This window comes from Streptomyces sp. NPDC051578 (assembly GCF_044454045.1).
In the GTDB taxonomy this organism is placed as follows: Bacteria; Actinomycetota; Actinomycetes; order Streptomycetales; family Streptomycetaceae; genus Streptomyces.
This window is the reverse complement of the sequence record NZ_JBITDH010000004.1, coordinates 218,553-233,538: the sequence shown is the minus strand read 5'-3', so window position 1 is coordinate 233,538 and position 14,986 is coordinate 218,553. Positions and strand designations below refer to the sequence as shown.

17 protein-coding genes, 2 tRNA genes and 1 pseudogene are annotated in these 14,986 nt (G+C 71.3%); 5 read left to right on the top strand and 15 right to left on the bottom strand.

All coding sequences use genetic code 11. The features are described 5' to 3' along the window. Window positions 1–2 precede the first annotated feature (2 nt). On the top strand, window positions 3–2,030 hold the full coding sequence (pknB, locus tag ACIA6C_RS20190; protein WP_399277608.1) for a Stk1 family PASTA domain-containing Ser/Thr kinase: 2,028 nt from the start codon (window positions 3–5) through the stop codon (window positions 2,028–2,030). A gap of 56 nt (window positions 2,031–2,086) precedes the next feature. Here pknB and ACIA6C_RS20185 read toward each other — a convergent pair whose 3' ends face one another. From ACIA6C_RS20185 to ACIA6C_RS20160, 6 genes and pseudogenes are all read right to left on the bottom strand, one after another. Continuing rightward, window positions 2,087–2,824: a class E sortase gene (locus ACIA6C_RS20185; protein ID WP_399277606.1), complete on the bottom strand. Its 738-nt coding sequence runs from the start codon at window positions 2,822–2,824 to the stop codon at window positions 2,087–2,089. A 37-nt stretch (window positions 2,825–2,861) separates the two neighbouring features. Beyond that, window positions 2,862–3,545, bottom strand: a pseudogene (locus ACIA6C_RS20180) (class E sortase); the annotation flags it as partial. 137 nt (window positions 3,546–3,682) lie between these two features. Continuing rightward, window positions 3,683–4,321 carry an aminodeoxychorismate/anthranilate synthase component II gene (locus ACIA6C_RS20175; RefSeq protein ID WP_190185600.1) on the bottom strand — a complete coding sequence of 213 codons (639 nt, stop codon included), beginning with the start codon at window positions 4,319–4,321 and terminating at the stop codon, window positions 3,683–3,685. Continuing rightward, window positions 4,318–4,494: a hypothetical protein gene (locus ACIA6C_RS20170; RefSeq protein ID WP_168713929.1), complete on the bottom strand. Its 177-nt coding sequence runs from the start codon at window positions 4,492–4,494 to the stop codon at window positions 4,318–4,320. Before ACIA6C_RS20170 ends, ACIA6C_RS20175 begins: the two co-directional genes overlap by 4 nt. Window positions 4,495–4,584: 90 nt before the next feature. Beyond that, window positions 4,585–5,379: a class E sortase gene (locus ACIA6C_RS20165; RefSeq protein ID WP_399277603.1), complete on the bottom strand. Its 795-nt coding sequence runs from the start codon at window positions 5,377–5,379 to the stop codon at window positions 4,585–4,587. Next, window positions 5,330–6,124 carry a DUF881 domain-containing protein gene (locus tag ACIA6C_RS20160; RefSeq protein WP_399277601.1) on the bottom strand — a complete coding sequence of 265 codons (795 nt, stop codon included), beginning with the start codon at window positions 6,122–6,124 and terminating at the stop codon, window positions 5,330–5,332. The genes ACIA6C_RS20165 and ACIA6C_RS20160 overlap by 50 nt, the downstream gene beginning before the upstream one ends. 91 nt (window positions 6,125–6,215) lie before the next feature. Between ACIA6C_RS20160 and crgA the strand changes: the two genes are divergently transcribed. Continuing rightward, window positions 6,216–6,470 (top strand): cell division protein CrgA, encoded by a 255-nt coding sequence (crgA, locus tag ACIA6C_RS20155; protein ID WP_190185596.1) that lies wholly within the window; start codon window positions 6,216–6,218, stop codon window positions 6,468–6,470. Window positions 6,471–6,599: 129 nt separating this feature from the next. Here the strand turns inward: crgA and ACIA6C_RS20150 are convergent, their stop codons facing one another. Both ACIA6C_RS20150 and ACIA6C_RS20145 read right to left on the bottom strand, forming a co-directional pair. Beyond that, window positions 6,600–7,481 (bottom strand): rhomboid family intramembrane serine protease, encoded by an 882-nt coding sequence (locus tag ACIA6C_RS20150; RefSeq protein WP_399277599.1) that lies wholly within the window; start codon window positions 7,479–7,481, stop codon window positions 6,600–6,602. Between the two features lie 116 nt (window positions 7,482–7,597). After that, complete coding sequence (locus ACIA6C_RS20145; RefSeq protein WP_399277597.1) at window positions 7,598–8,125, bottom strand: peptidylprolyl isomerase; 528 nt, start codon at window positions 8,123–8,125, stop codon at window positions 7,598–7,600. A 177-nt stretch (window positions 8,126–8,302) separates the two neighbouring features. Between ACIA6C_RS20145 and ACIA6C_RS20140 the strand changes: the two genes are divergently transcribed. Next, on the top strand, window positions 8,303–8,992 hold the full coding sequence (locus ACIA6C_RS20140) for a DUF5324 family protein (RefSeq protein WP_399277595.1): 690 nt from the start codon (window positions 8,303–8,305) through the stop codon (window positions 8,990–8,992). Between the two features lie 165 nt (window positions 8,993–9,157). On the opposite strand, the gene ACIA6C_RS20135 is transcribed toward ACIA6C_RS20140, so the two are convergent. Together ACIA6C_RS20135 and ACIA6C_RS20130 are read right to left on the bottom strand one after the other, a co-directional pair. Then, a complete protein-coding gene (locus tag ACIA6C_RS20135; protein ID WP_399277593.1) occupies window positions 9,158–9,592 on the bottom strand; it encodes a LysM peptidoglycan-binding domain-containing protein in 435 nt (144 codons plus the stop codon). A 245-nt stretch (window positions 9,593–9,837) separates the two neighbouring features. Then, window positions 9,838–9,910, bottom strand: a tRNA-Ala gene (locus ACIA6C_RS20130). A 160-nt stretch (window positions 9,911–10,070) separates the two neighbouring features. Here ACIA6C_RS20130 and ACIA6C_RS20125 point away from each other — a divergent pair. Further along, a complete protein-coding gene (locus ACIA6C_RS20125; protein WP_329196640.1) occupies window positions 10,071–10,619 on the top strand; it encodes a DNA-binding protein in 549 nt (182 codons plus the stop codon). 34 nt (window positions 10,620–10,653) lie between these two features. After that, the gene (locus tag ACIA6C_RS20120; protein WP_399277591.1) at window positions 10,654–11,943 is read left to right on the top strand and encodes a serine/threonine-protein kinase; all 1,290 of its coding nucleotides are present in this window, start codon (window positions 10,654–10,656) and stop codon (window positions 11,941–11,943) included. On the opposite strand, the gene ACIA6C_RS20115 is transcribed toward ACIA6C_RS20120, so the two are convergent. The 5 genes from ACIA6C_RS20115 to ACIA6C_RS20095 all read right to left on the bottom strand — a co-directional run bounded on the left by ACIA6C_RS20115 (window position 11,940) and on the right by ACIA6C_RS20095 (window position 14,986). Then, a complete protein-coding gene (locus ACIA6C_RS20115; protein ID WP_399277589.1) occupies window positions 11,940–13,244 on the bottom strand; it encodes a hypothetical protein in 1,305 nt (434 codons plus the stop codon). The genes ACIA6C_RS20120 and ACIA6C_RS20115 overlap by 4 nt on opposite strands. Before the next feature lie 123 nt (window positions 13,245–13,367). Further along, entirely contained in the window at window positions 13,368–13,502 is a 135-nt protein-coding gene (locus ACIA6C_RS20110; RefSeq protein ID WP_208809277.1) for a DLW-39 family protein, read from the bottom strand. A gap of 131 nt (window positions 13,503–13,633) precedes the next feature. Beyond that, on the bottom strand, window positions 13,634–14,047 hold the full coding sequence (locus tag ACIA6C_RS20105; RefSeq protein WP_399277587.1) for a cytidine deaminase family protein: 414 nt from the start codon (window positions 14,045–14,047) through the stop codon (window positions 13,634–13,636). A gap of 139 nt (window positions 14,048–14,186) precedes the next feature. Then, window positions 14,187–14,260, bottom strand: a tRNA-Ile gene (locus ACIA6C_RS20100). Between the two features lie 93 nt (window positions 14,261–14,353). Then, window positions 14,354–14,986, bottom strand: coding sequence for a DUF3566 domain-containing protein (locus tag ACIA6C_RS20095; protein WP_366080666.1), 633 nt, complete (start codon window positions 14,984–14,986; stop codon window positions 14,354–14,356).

Sequence of the window (14,986 nt, the reverse complement as noted above, 5' to 3'; positions counted from 1 at the left end):
TTATGGAAGAGCCGCGTCGCCTCGGCGGCCGGTACGAGCTGAGCCACGTGCTCGGCCGTGGTGGCATGGCCGAGGTCTACCTCGGTCACGACACCCGGCTCGGCCGTACCGTCGCCGTCAAGACCCTGCGTGCCGACCTCGCCCGCGACCCGTCCTTCCAGGCCCGGTTCCGCCGCGAGGCCCAGTCGGCCGCATCGCTCAACCACCCGGCGATCGTCGCGGTCTACGACACCGGCGAGGACTACGTAGACAACATCTCCATCCCCTACATCGTGATGGAGTACGTCGACGGGTCCACCCTGCGCGAGCTGCTGCACTCCGGCCGCAAGCTGCTGCCCGAGCGCACCCTGGAAATGACCATCGGCATCCTCCAGGCCCTCGAGTACTCGCACCGCGCCGGCATCGTGCACCGCGACATCAAGCCCGCCAACGTGATGCTGACCCGCACCGGCCAGGTCAAGGTCATGGACTTCGGCATCGCCCGCGCCATGGGCGACTCCGGCATGACCATGACGCAGACGGCCGCCGTCATCGGCACCGCCCAGTACCTCTCCCCGGAGCAGGCCAAGGGCGAGCAGGTCGACGCGCGCTCCGACCTGTACTCCGCCGGCTGCCTGCTGTACGAGCTGCTCTGCGTCCGGCCGCCGTTCGTCGGCGACTCCCCGGTGGCCGTCGCCTACCAGCACGTACGCGAGGAACCGCAGCCGCCGTCGAACTTCGACCCTGAGATCACGCCGGTGATGGACGCCATCGTCCTCAAGGCCCTGGTCAAGGACCCCGACTACCGCTACCAGTCCGCCGACGAGATGCGCGCCGACATCGAGGCCTGCCTCGACGGGCAGCCCGTCGCCGCGACCGCCGCCATGGGCGCCGCCGGATACGGCTACGGCGACCAGGGCCACGGCTACGGTCACCAGGGCTACGACCAGCCCACCACAGCCCTGCGCAGCACCGACGCCGGCCAGACCTCGATGATGCCCCCGACCGCCCCGGGCGACGGCGGCTACGGTTACGGGGACCAGGGCCACGGCGGCTACGACCAGGGCGGCCACGGCCGCCGGCCGCAGAAGAAGAGCCGCGCTTCGACCGTCCTGCTGGCCGTCGCCGCCGTCCTCGTCCTGGTCGGCGCCATCCTCATCGGCCGCACCGTCTTCACCGGCGGCGCCGACAACCGTCCCACCGTCCCGAAGCTGATCGGCGAGACCCTGGCCTCGGCCCAGGAACGCGGCAAGAACGTCAGCCTCACGGTGGTGCAGGACGGCACGATGGAATGTGCCGACCAGCCCAAGGACCGGGTCTGCCAGCAGACCCCGGCGCCCGACACCAAGGCCGACAAGAACTCCCCGATCAAGGTCAAGATCTCCTCGGGTGCGCCCAAGGTGGCGGTCCCCGACGTGCTGCGGATTAAGTCGGATCAGGCCGAGTCCACGCTGCAGAGCAAGGGCTTCCAGGTGGAGAAGAAGCTGGTCGAGTCCGACCAGTCGCCCGGCATCGTCCTGGATCAGGACCCCAAGTCCGACGTCAAGGCGGAGAAGGGTTCGGTCATCACCCTGACCGTCTCCAAGGAGATCGCGAAGGGCGCCGTCCCGGAGCTGACCGGCAAGACCCAGGACGTGGCGGCCAAGCTGCTCTCGGACGCCAAGCTCAAGCTCGGCAGCGTCACCGAGGTCGACGCGCCCCCCGGCACGGCGCCGAAGACGATCGTGTCCCAGCAGTACCAGGCCGGCACGGAACTGGCCAAGGGCACGACGGTCAACGTGAGCGTCGCCAAGGCCGCAGCGCCGCAGCAGACCGCCGTACCGCCGCTGACCGGTCAGACGGTGGCCCAGGCCAAGCTGACCCTCCAGGCGAGCGGCCTGGTGTTCGGCGCGGTCCTCGCCGGTCCGACCGACGACAACGCGCTGGTCCTGGACTCCACCCCGGCGGTGGGGACTCCCCAGCCCGCCGGCACGGTCGTCAACGTCCGCACGGTCAAGGGTCAGGGCGGCGGAGGCTTCTTCGGCGGCCTCACCGGCGGCACGCGCCGCTGACCTTCCGCGCAGGACACGGCCCGGCCTCCCGTCTCGGGAGGGCCGGGCCGTTCCCGTCAGCGCAGTTCCGCGGGCGGCGTGCGCCGGGCGTCCACCTTCTCCGTGCGCACCAGCTCGCCCCACACCACGTACCGGTACTTCGATGTGTACACCGGCGTGCAGGTCGTCAGCGTGATGTAGCGCCCCGGGGCCGTCTTGCCCGACTCCTTCGGGACCGGGTTGATCACGTCCACGTCGTACTTCGAGGTCTGGCGCAGCTCTGCGAAGACCTTGTACACGTACCAGGTGTCACGCGTCTCGAAGACGACGGCGTCGCCGTCCTTCACCTTGTCGATGTCGTGGAACTTCGCCCCGTGCCCGTCGCGGTGCGCCGCCAGCGTGAAGTTGCCCTTCGCCTCCCACGGCAGTGCCGCCTTGACGGGCTCCGTGTAGTACCCGGCGACCCCCTCGTTGAGCACGTCCGGCGAGGTGCCCGGCTTGACCAGCACCTCGCCGTTCCTCATCGCCGGTACGTGCAGGAACCCGATGCCGCCCCGGGTGTCCAGGGCCCCGGGCCCGGCCGGCTGCCCGGCCGCTCCGCCCGCCGCCGGCTGCTGCCACTGGCGCCGGACCTCGTCGCCGCGCGCCGACGCCTGCCGGTCGGCGAGAACGTTCGTCCACCACAGCGAGTAGGCCACGAACAGGCCCAGCACCAGGCCCACCGTGATCAGGAGCTCGCCGAGCACACTCAGGAACCCGGCGAGGACACTGCGGTCGCGGGGCGGCTGTGCGGAACGGCGGCGGGCACGAGACACTGCGGATTCGTCCTCTGTGGCGTACGTACGGGTCGGCTTACGGGCTGGTCAGCGCGGGCGGGGGACCCTGACTGCGGGGCCGCTCCCCGGTCATCCTGCCCCATACGATCATCCGGTAGGTGCTGGTGAACTCCGGGGTGCAGGTCGTCAGCGTGATGTACCGGCCGGGTCCGGTGAAGCCGGAGCCCGCGGGAACCGGCTTGATCACCGACACGTTGGACGGCGAGGTCTGCGGCAGCGCGGAGGTCATCTCGTAGGTGTAGTACGCGTCCCGCGTCTCCACCACGATCGGGTCTCCCGGCACCAGCCGGTTGATGAAGCGGAACGGTTCCCCGTGGGTGTTGCGGTGGCCGGCCAGCGCGAAGTTGCCCTGCTGGTCGGACGGCATGGCCGTTTTCAGCGGACCCTCGCCGTAGTGCCCGACCATCCCCTTGTCGAGCACCTGCGTCTTGCTGACGCCCTCCGCCACCGGCACCTTCACGTCCAGTTTCGGGATGTGCAGGATCGCGAAGCCCTGGCCCGGTTCGAAGGCCGCCACCGGCGGCGCGGACGCCCCGCCCGGAGCGTGTTCCCAGTTCTGCCGGAGCGAGCCCGCGGCCCCGTCCGCCGTCCGTTCCGCCAGCACGTTGGTGTACCAGAGCTGGTAGGTGACGAACAGCAGCATCACCACGCCGACGGTGATGAACAGCTCCCCGACGGCCCGGCTCAGCACCACCAGCGGGCCGCCCGAGCGCGGGCGCCTGCGGCGGCGTCCACCGCCCCGCTTGCGCGCCCGTACGTGCGTACGCTTCGCGGCCTCCTGTGCCGCCTTGCGCCGCGCGGCCCGGCCCCCCGTGGGCGCGGACGGCGCGACGGCCGTCACGCGACGGCCTTGCCCACCACCGGGGCCAGTCCCACCGACCGCTCGACGGCGCCGGCGTCACCGCAGCGCACGAGCCAGTTGGCGAGCATCCGGTGACCCCACTCCGTCAGCACGGACTCGGGGTGGAACTGCACGCCCTCGACGTCGTGTTCCCGGTGCCGCAGCCCCATGATGATCCCGTCCTCGGTGCGCGCGGTGACCTCCAGCGCGTCGGGCAGGGTCTGCGGCTCGGCCGCGAGGGAGTGGTAGCGGGTCGCGGTGAACGGCGACGGCAGCCCGGCGAACACGCCGAGCCCCTCGTGCACCACCGGCGAGGTCTTGCCGTGCAGCAGTTCCGGCGCGCGGCCGACGACACCGCCGTACGCGACGGCCATCGACTGCATGCCGAGGCAGACGCCGAAGACGGGGACACCCGTGTCGGCGCAGTGCCGCACCATGTCGACGCAGACGCCCGCCTCCTCGGGGGTACCCGGGCCGGGCGAGAGCAGTACGCCGTCGAAGCCGTCCTGCGCGTGGGCGAGCTCGACCTCGTCGTTGCGCAGCACCTCGCACTCGGCGCCGAGCTGGTAGAGGTACTGGACCAGATTGAAGACAAAGCTGTCGTAGTTGTCGACAACCAGAATGCGCGCGCTCACGGAGCAGCTCCCGATCCTTCGTCCACCGTCACGTCGTTGAACGGGAGGAGCGGCTCGGCCCACGGGAAGACGTACTGGAACAGCACGAACACCACCGCGAGGACCAGTGCGAGCGAGATCAGCGCGCGTACCCATGCGTTGCCGGGCAGGTGCCGCCAGATCCAGCCGTACATCGCGCCTGCTTCCCTCTCGTTCCACGTTCCTCCCACGCACCGCGGGAGCGGTACCGCAACAGACTAAAGCCAGTGGCCGTAAGAGGGGGGTCACCTCGGCAATCCCCCGGGCGGCCCCTGGGCGGCCGGCCGGGTCCCGGTGAGCTCCGCCCACACCACCAGGCGGTGGCTGTGGCCCCACTCCGGTTCGCAGGTGGTCAGGGTCAGGTACCGGCCGGGGGTGGTGAACGGCGACCCCTCGGGCACCGGGTCGACCACCCCCGTCTCGGTGGGCAGGACGCGCAGCGGCTCGGACCGGACGGTGTACGTGTACCAGGCCGCGGCGTCCTTGATGATCACGGCGTCCCCAGGGCGCAGCTGCGGCACGTCCTTGAAGGGGTCCCCGTACGTCCGCCGGTGCCCGGCCACCGCGAAGTTCCCGACCGCGCCGGGGCGGGCCGAGCGCGGGTAGTGGCCGAGTCCCCGCTTCAACGGCTCCGGGCCGGTGCCCTCCAGGACGGGCTTGTTCCAGTCCGCGCCGAAGCGGGGGACGTACATCTCGGCGAAGGCCTGCCCGTCGGCGAGCGGCGGAACCGGGGCGGGGGCGGGGGCGGCTGGGGCGGTGCTCGGCGCGGGTGACGTGGGCGCGGGTGCGGCCGTGGGCGCGGGTGCGGCCGTGGGCGCGGGTGCGGCAGGGGCCGACCAGCGCTCGTGCAGCCGTGCCACCTCGCCGTCCATGGCCCGGTCGGCCCGGACCCCCGTCCACAGCAGCAGGTACGCGACGAACAGCACGATCAGCGTGCCGGCCGTCAGGCACACCTCACTGAACGTCCGTACCAGCAGGCGCAGTACGACGTCAGGACGTCGGGGTGGACGTGGACGTGGCGGATTCCACCGGCTTCGCATAGTGGAGGTCCACTGTGCCGGAGTAGCCGGGCAGTGTCAGCGCCTTGTGCTCGTCCACTTTCCAGCCGAGGCCGTACGCGGTGACGTACAGCTGGTAGTTCTGCAGGGCGGGCGAGGCGGCGAGCGCCTTGCGCAACGCGCCCGGGTCGCCGACCGCGGAGACCTTGTAGGGGGGCGAGTAGACCCGGCCCTGGAGGATCAGGGTGTTGCCGACGCAGCGCACGGCGCTGGTGGAGATCAGGCGCTGGTCCATGATCTGGATCCCGGTGGCGCCGCCCTGCCACAGCGCGTTCACCACGGCCTGGAGGTCCTGCTGGTGGATCACGAGGTCGTTGGGCTGGGGGTCGGGCACGTTGGGGATGCGGGGGACGGCGTTCGGCGGGGCGTCGTTGAGGGTGACCGTCAGCCCCTTGCCGGAGACCTCCTCGGTGCCGGAGGCGGCGCGCAGGGCGGCCAGCTTGGCGTCCTCGGCCTTGGTGCTGCCGTCGTCGCGCTCGGCGAGGGCGTCCACCTGCCCGCGCACGGCCGCGGTGGTCTTTTCCAGCTCGGCGTTGTTCTGGCTGCGCTCGTGAATGAGGTCGGAGAGCCTGAGCAGCGAGGCGTCCGTGCGGATGTTCGTACCCTTGGACGTGTTGAAGCTGGTGACGAAGATGAGACCGGCGAGGGCGAAGACGGCGGCGGTCAACAGCCGGACCGGCCGGAGCCGGCGGCGGGGACCCGCGGAGGAGTCGTGGGAATCGCTCAACGTACCCTTCTCCTTCAACGCCACAGGTCCACTACGCTAACGGACGCCCGGGGCAGGCAAGGTCCCCAGCGCATCGACAGGAGAGCCCCTCGTGCCGAAGTCACGTATCCGCAAGAAGGACGACTACACGCCGCCGCCGACGCGGCAGCCGCAGGCGATCAGGTTGACGAACCGCAGCTGGGTGGCCCCGGTCATGCTGGCGTTCTTCCTGATCGGCCTCGCTTGGATCGTCGTCTTCTATGTGACCGACACCCAGCTGCCCATCGAGTCCCTGGGCAACTGGAACATCGTGGTCGGTTTCGGCTTCATCGCGGCGGGGTTCGGCGTCTCCACGCAGTGGAAGTAGCCCGGCGGGCATAGCGGAAATCCACCGCCGACGGAAGCTCTCCCCACGAGTTATCCACAGCGTCATCCACACCTGAGGAAAAGACAGAAGATCTGTGGATAACTCTGTGGAGAGTTGACGCCGGTGTGATCAGGTGAGTGCGGCCAGTCCGGCCGTCCTGACCGCGATCAGCAGGACTGCCAGCAGGAACACCGCCGCGCAGCTCCCCCACTGGAGGAGGACCCGCTTGCGGCCGGCGGCGGGCAGGAGCAGCCCCAGCGTGGCCAGCGCCCCGGTGACCAGGCCGCCCACATGCGCCTGCCAGGACACGCTGATGTCGCCGACCCGTACGAAGGTCAGCCCCAGCATCAGCGCGACCATGATGATCATCGGGCGCATCTCGTACCGCATCCGGCGGGCGAGGACGGCCGTCGCGCCGAGCAGGCCGAAGACGGCCCCCGACGCACCGAGGGTCGCGGTGTTCGGCGCGGTCAGCAGATAGACGAGGGCGCTGCCGCCCAGGCCCGACAGCAGGTACACGGCGAGATAGCGGACGCGGCCGAGGGCGGCTTCCAGCGGCCCGCCGAGCACCCACAGGCCGATCATGTTGCCGATCACGTGCCACCACTCGACGTGCAGGAACACCGAGGTCAGCAGCCGGTAGTACTGGCCGGTGGACACCCCCTCCAGGGGTGCTCCGTAGTACTCCACGTAGCGGCCGAGCAGTTCCAGCCGTACGGGCAGGCCCGGCACCGCCTGCGCGGCGAGGAAGACCGCGACGTTGATCCCGATGAGGATCTTGGTGACGAGGTGCGGATCGGCGGCCACGACGCCGCCCGCCAGGGTCCGCGGGGCGCTGCCGGCGGGGCGGCGGCCCGCACCGGAGGCTTCACGGACGCATTCGGGGCACTGGAAGCCGACCGAGGCGCTGATCATGCACTCCGGGCAGATCGGGCGCTCGCAGCGGACACAGCGGATCCCCGTGTCGCGGTCCGGGTGGCGGTAGCAGCCCGGCAGACGGTCGGTGTCCATCGGTCCCCTCGGTTTGCGGCGGGACGGGCACGGGCGACGCCCCACCGGTCCGGTCAAGGTACGTACCGAGGACGGACGGGCGGGGCGGAAAGGTTCCCGGTGCGGCGGCTCGGTGGTCAGCGCTGCTCGACGACCACCGTCCGGATGATCACGTCCTCCTGCGGCCGCTCGGTACGCGGATTGGTCGGCAGGGCGGCGATCTCGTCCACGACCTTCTGGCTTGCCTTGTCGGTGACCTCGCCGAAAATGGTGTGCTTGCGGGTCAGCCAGGCGGTGGGTGCGACGGTGATGAAGAACTGGGAGCCGTTGGTGCCCGGGCCCGCATTGGCCATGGCGACCAGGTACGGCTTGGTGAAGGCCAGGTCGGGGTGGAACTCGTCGGCGAACTGGTACCCGGGACCGCCGGTGCCGTTGCCGAGCGGGTCGCCGCCCTGGATCATGAAACCGCTGATGATGCGGTGGAAGACCGTGCCGTCGTACAGCGGGTCCGTGGTCTTCTGACCGTCCGTCGGCCTGGTCCATTCGCGTGCACCGGTTGCCAGCTCCACGAAGTTCCGTACGGTCTTGGGAGCGAAGTTCGCCAGCAGCTCGATCTCGATGTCACCGTGGTTCGTCTTCAGCGTGGCGTAGAGCTTCTCGGCCAACGGGATCTGCCTTCCCTAGTGCTCACTGTCGGTTCCCGATCCTCCCACGGTGCGGGCCGACCCACGGAAAACCTCCACCCGAATGCCCTGTCTCACATGCTCGTTGGCGCGGGGACAGGCATGATCCGACAAAGGGTGGAAAGGTGAACTGTGTCCGCCACCGAGGAGGAGGATCCCGTGACCCGCAAGGACAGCGTGCGCCTGGCAGCCGAGAACGCCAGGGAGAGCATGCGGCACGCAGCGGAAGTGGTGGCGCCGTACGCAGGAACCGCCAAGGACGCGGCTGTGCATTACGCGCACGAGGCGAACGAGCGGCTGGCGCCGAAGGTCTCGTACGCGGCCGCAGAGGCCGCCCGCCAGGCCCGTACGACCTATGACAGCCATCTGCACCCGCGCCTCCGGGCCGCGCGGTCCCACGTACCGCCCAACGTCGACCGCGCCGCCACGACCGCCGTGCACCAGACGCGCCGGGTGGCGCGCCAGGCCGCCGACTACACCCAGCCCCGGCTCGGAAGCGCGCTCGCGGCGGCCCAGCCCATGGCGGAGGAGGCGGCGTCGCGGTCCACCGCGGCGCTCGCCGCGCTGCGCGGCCAGGTGACGGCCAAGGAGGTGCAGCGGCTGGTGCGCAAGCACGAGCGGCGTGCGCGGGCCGGCCGGCTGCTCAAGGGCTTCGCGATCGCCGGTGTGGTGGCGGGCGCCGCCTTCGCCGCGTGGAAGTGGTGGGACCAGCAGTCCAACCCGGACTGGCTCGTGGAGCCCCCGGCGGCCACGGAGATGTCGGGGCGCGACGCCGAGCCCGCCAACTTCGACGACGAGCTGGCGGCCAAGGAGAACGAGGCGAACCCGAACGGCGACTCCCAGCCGTAAGGCCGACGGGCGCGCGGTGTGGTGAGGGGCCCGGATCCGATGGATCCGGGCCCCACCCCCCCGGCCCCCCCCCCGCTTCTCGCCCCGGGGGGGGGGGTGTGGTGGGGGCCGCTTAACGCTGTGCCGGGGCCCCCACCCCCACACCGCGCGTTCTTCCGGCCGGCCTCAGCTCGGGAGCATGAGCACCATGCCCGGCCGGATCAGGTCGGGATTCGGACCGACGACGGACTTGTTCATGGCGTACAGCTCGCGCCACCGCCCCTCGTTGCCCAGTTCACGGCGGGCGATGGCGGAGAGCGAGTCACCTGCCCGGACGATGTAGGTGCGCTGCGCCTCGGACGGCGGCTTCGGCGCCGCCGGGACCGCCTTGTGTGCGGCGGAGGCCGGGGTCGGCGTCTTGTGCTGTACGTGCCCGGGGGCCGGCTTCGGCGGCGCCGGGGCGGCCGCCGCCCGGGTCGCCGAGGTGGCGTCGGTGTACTTTCCGCCCATGTCGTTGGGCCCTGCCGCCCTGGCCGGGGCCTGCTCGACCTGCCCCTTCGCCTTCTCGGCGGCCTCTTCCTGCCTCTTCTTGTCGGACTTCAGGAAGTCGAAGATTCCCATGGTGTGTGCGCCTCCGGCGTGGTGTCGCCCCCCTGGTCACAGTGCCTCACCCCACTCTTGACCACCATCTCGGACCCGGCCCCGTGGCTGACCCGTCCGGGCGACGAGGTTTCACGTGAAACAGCGGTCGATCCGCTGTTTCACGTGAAACAGCGGATCGACCAGAGGGCGTCCCGAGGTGCGGCCAGACGCACAAAAGACCCCCTTGACCGGCGTTTCCGCAGGTCAAGGGGGTCTTGAAGGAGTGGAGCCTAGGAGATTCGAACTCCTGACATCTGCCTTGCAAAGGCAGCGCTCTACCAACTGAGCTAAGGCCCCGAAAACGGATACGCCCGTCCCCCGGTGAAGGAGTGGTCGTTCCGCAGAACAGAGTACCGGGTGTACCCCCTCATCCCGCAAAATGATAGGGACTCCCGCCCCGCGACCACTCTCCGTAAGATGCTCGCGAGGTTCGCACCAGCGAAGGGGAGTTGTCAGCGTGGACGCAGTACAGCAAGAGGCCACCGCCAGAGCCAGGGAGCTCCAGCGCAGTTGGTACGGCGAGCCTCTGGGCGCGCTCTTCCGCCGGCTCATAGACGACCTCGGGCTGAACCAGGCCCGCCTCGCTGCCGTCCTCGGGCTGTCGGCCCCGATGCTGTCCCAGCTGATGAGCGGCCAGCGCGCCAAGATCGGCAATCCGGCCGTGGTCCAGCGGGTCCAGGCCCTCCAGGACCTCGCCGGCCAGGTAGCCGACGGCAGCGTCAGCGCGGCCGAGGCCACCGACCGCATGGACGAGATCAAGCGGACCCAGGGCGGCTCCGTCCTCATCAACAGCGGTCAGACGACCACCGGTTCGGGTGCACCCACGGTCAAGCGGGTCGTGCGCGAGATCCAGTCCCTGCTGCGCTCGGTCTCCGCCGCGGGCGACATCATCGACGCGGCGGACACGCTCGCCGCCAGCCATCCGGAACTCGCCGAGTTCCTGCGGGTGTACGGAGCCGGCCGTACCTCCGACGCGGTCGCCCACTACGAGGCCCACCAGAACTGACCGCACGAGCGACGACGGGGGGACGGGCGCAGCGATGGGTGAGGTCTTCGCCGGCCGGTACGTGCTGGTCGACCCGATCGGACGGGGCGGCGCGGGCGCGGTGTGGCGGGCCTGGGACCACCGCCGTCGCCGGTACGTCGCCGCGAAGGTCCTCCTCCAGGGCGACGCCCACACCCTGCTGCGCTTCGTGCGCGAGCAGGCCCTGCGGATCGACCACCCGCACGTGCTGGCCCCGGCCAGCTGGGCGGCCGACGACGACAAAATCCTGTTCACCATGGACCTCGTCGCCGGCGGCTCCCTCGCCCATGTGATCGCGGACTACGGACCGCTGCCGCCCCGCTTCGTGTGCACGCTGCTCGACCAGCTCCTCGCGGGGCTGGCGGCGGTGCACGCGGAGGGCGTCGTCCACCGCGACATCAAACCGGCCAACGTCCTGATGGAGGCGACCGGGACGGGGCGGCCGCACCTGCGGCTGTCCGACTTCGGGATCTCGATGCGCAAGGGCGAGCCCCGGCTCACGGACACCCATGTCGTCGTCGGCACGCCGGGTTACTTCGCCCCCGAGCAAATGCTGGGCGCCGAGCCGGACTTCCCCGCCGATCTGTTCGCCGTCGGCCTGGTAGCGCTGTACCTCCTGCGCGGGAGCAAGCCCGACTCCCAGGAGCTGGTGCGGCACTTCCTGGCCCAGGGGACACCGGGAACACCCGAGGGCGTCCCCGGGCCCCTGTGGGACGTCGTCGCGGGGTTGCTGCACCCGAACCCCGAAAACCGTTTCCGGACCGCCACAGGGGCGCGCAAGGCCCTTGCCGAGGCCGTCGAGCTGCTGCCGCCGCCCCCGGCGGACGAAGAGCCCGTGGAAGTGTTCGACCAACTCGGGCCCCTCCCCGAGGGATTCGGCCCCCTGGGCCCCCGAGTCCCGCTGCCCGGGGCCGCCGTCGCCCCCGAAGAAGCCCCTTCCTCGTCCCCGTCCCCGTCCCCGTCCCCGTCCCCGTCCCCGTCCCCGTCTCCGTCCCCGTCTCCGTCCCCGTCTCCGTCTCCGTCCCCGTCCCCGTCCCCACAGCCCGTCCCGCCGGCCGCGATCGTTCAACCGCCCGGGCTCGCCCCGCCGGCGCCCGCGCCGCACTCCTCGTACGGCCCGCCGCCCGGCTACGGTCCTTCCGATACCGGGAGCTTCCACCTCGCCCCGCCGGCCGCGCCCCCGCAGCCGCACGTCGTCGCGGTGCGCTCCGGGATCGCCCCGCCCCCGCGCCGGGTCACGGCCGCCGTCCTCACCGCCGCCCTGCTCTGCTTCGCGCTCGGCGCCTGGGCGCTGACCCGGATCTAACGCCGCGGGTCGGCGTTCCACCGGGCCAGCAGGAACCAGGCCCCGAGCCCGAGCAGCAGCGCCGCCCCGGTGCCGAAGCCCGCGCCGGCCACCACCCGCATCACCGAGCGGTCGCTCTCGGCCTCGGCGGCCTCCGGTCCGGTGAGGCCCTCCTTCGCGGCCGTCCGGTCGGCGGGGCCGACCCCGAACCCGGCCGCGCCGAGGCTCTCCCGGTACGCGGGCGCCTTGCCGGGAGTGCCGATGACGTCCATCCGCAGCGTCAGCGGAACCGGCGTGGAGTCCCGCGTGAACTCCGCGACCTTCCCGCCCAGCGTCACCGCGAGGTAGTACCAGCCGGCCACCGCCGCCCCGCGCACCCCGGCCTCCTTCGCGTAGCGGTTCTCGTACGCCACCGGCGCGGTCTTCGGCAGGGTGACGGCCGCCTGCTTCCCGTCGTAGGAGGTGTCCTCGGAGCCGACCAGCCCCCGGAAGGGGCTGTACAGCGACACGGTGAGCCCGCCGGCGGCGGACCCGTACGGCCTGGTCATCTCGGCGGCCGCGATCTCGGCGCCGACCCCCAACTGCTGCCCCCAGTCCAGCGGGACGCGGTAGAACCGGGTCTGCCCGGGCCGCAGGTCGTCACGCCACACGCCGCTGTCCACGGCGCGCGCGTCGTTGAAGCCGGTCCCGCCGGTACGGCCCACCGGTTGCGTACCCGGCAGCGTCGGCGAGGCCGAGGGCCACACGCTCGGCGCGACCGTGGGCACGGCTCCGCCCAGGCCGGGTTCGCGCCGGACCAGGAGCTCCACCGGCCACGCTCCCTGGGCGGAGTCCTTCGCCGCGGTCCGCGTCACCTTGGCGTAGTAGATGCCGCCCGCCTGGCACTCGGCGTCCTCGCGGACCCGCCGGACGGCCGCCGCGCCGATCGGGACGGGGTCGTAACCGAAGTCCGCCCGGCCGGGGTTGGGGCAGCGGCGCCCCTCCTTGGTCATGATCTCGACCTCGATGCCGTCGCTGTAGCCCACCTTGGAGCCCTTGGCAGGCCGGACCACTGCCGAGACGTAGAAGTCGGAGGTGTCGTCGAGGGCGAGCCGGTAGAACCGCTCACCGGGCAAGACGGTGTCCTCGTAGACCGTCCCCGGCTCCAGCGGCGGGGCGTCGGCGCTGGAGGGCTTGCCCTGGACCGTACGGGCTCCCTCGGCCGGGCGGTACTCGGGCAGCGGCCCGGGCGCGGGTCCGGCCGCGAGCGCGGCCCCCGCCGCCCACACGACGAGCCCTGCGGCGGCCGCCCCGGCCCCCGTCCTCCGTACCCGGCCCCTCACGCGCACCCACACCCCGGATTCACTCCCGCAAGCCCGAACTTTGCGTACCGCAATCTTCTGCCCCAGAACAGCACAAAGCCCCGGCAGCAGCGGCAGCCGGGGCCTTATGGGAAACCGTGGGTCTCACACGCCGGAACCAGAAGGCACGGAGTCGGTTGCCTCCGTCCACAGGTCCTGCTCGGCGCGGTCCGCCTGGATCTGGCGGTACACGAGGAGACCGCCGATGGCGGCCAGTGCGACCAGGAGCAGCTTCTTCACCGCGCGACCTCGTCTTTCGTTGACGTTGGGTACTTCTGACGGCCCACAATACACACCGGCCGATACCGATCGGTTATCTGAGGGCCCCCTCCGGCGGCACTCGACCGGCCCAACGGACAAGTCGACGCCGATCAGCCGGAAGCGGGCGGAGGGACGGCCTGATCCGCCCACACATAGGAGTGCGGCAGCAGGCCCTGGACGTCGATGCCGCGCACTCCTTCGGCCGTGGGTACCAGGACGCGGATGCCCGGGTGGTAGTCGAGGAGGACCTGCCGGTCGCGTCCGCACGGCGCGAGCACGCCGCGTCCCCCGTCGCCGACGGCGACGATGGTCACCAGCTCCCGCGCCCCCTCGGCGCGCGCATGCCCCAGCGCCACGAGCTCCGCACAGGGGCCGCCGGTGAAGTGGTAGAGGTTGATGCCTGCGAACATCCGCCCCCGCACGTCCCGGACGGCCGCGCCGACCGTGTGTGCCTCCCCGTCGCCGTTGGCCTCCACGATGCGCCGGGCGAGCCCGACCAGTTCCATGTCGTCTTCAGTCGGCATGTGCAGAACGCTTTCCATGCGCAGCACCCTACGGCCGCCGCTGCGGGGGCGATCGGCCGGAGGCCGGACACGGGACCGGTCGGGGGCCGGACAACGCGAAGACCCCCGACCGGGATCCGGTCGGGGGTCTTCCACACTGTGGGGCTAACAGGATTTGAACCTGTGGCCTCATCCTTATCAGGGATGCGCTCTAACCAACTGAGCTATAGCCCCATCCGCGCTGCGCGCTGACTCCTGAAGGTTAGCGTACAGACCCGGCAGGTCCCAAATCCGTTCCGCGAGGGCGTCCCCGCAGGTCAGTCAGGCTCACTCGTCCTCGGCGAGCGTGAGCTCCACACCACCCACGAAGCCGGCCGAGACGTTGTAGATGAACGCGCCCAGCGTCGCCAGCGCCGTCGCCAGCACGACGTCGATCACCGCGATCACCGAGGTGAAGATCAGCACGCGCGGCAGCGAAAGGAACGACTGGAGGTCGAAGCCGTTGCTCTCGTTGGAGCCGGTCGCCTCGCTGATCGTGCCGCCGACGGTCGAGAAGACGCCCATCGCGTCCATGACCATCCACAGCACCACGGCCGCCACGACCGTGCAGATGCCGAGCGCGATCGACAGCAGGAAGCTGACCTTCATCACCGACCACGGGTCGGCCTTGGCCACCCGCAGCCGCGCCTTGCGCGTCCGGGGCGCCGTACGGACCCCCGTGCGCGCCTGCCGCTGCGCACCCGGGCCCCCGGACGCCGGGTAGGCCTGCGGCGGCGTGTAGGGCTGCGCGCCCGGATCCTGGGCCGCGCCGGCCTTCGGCTTGGACTTCGGTCCTCGCGTGTCGGTCACGGTGCTCCCCCTGCCCTTTGCGGGGGCGCCCCCGCCTTGAGAATCCGCGGCGGGGCCACGGGCACCGTTCGCTCCAGTCTTGGCCGGTCCGGCGCCCGTGGCTCCACTCAC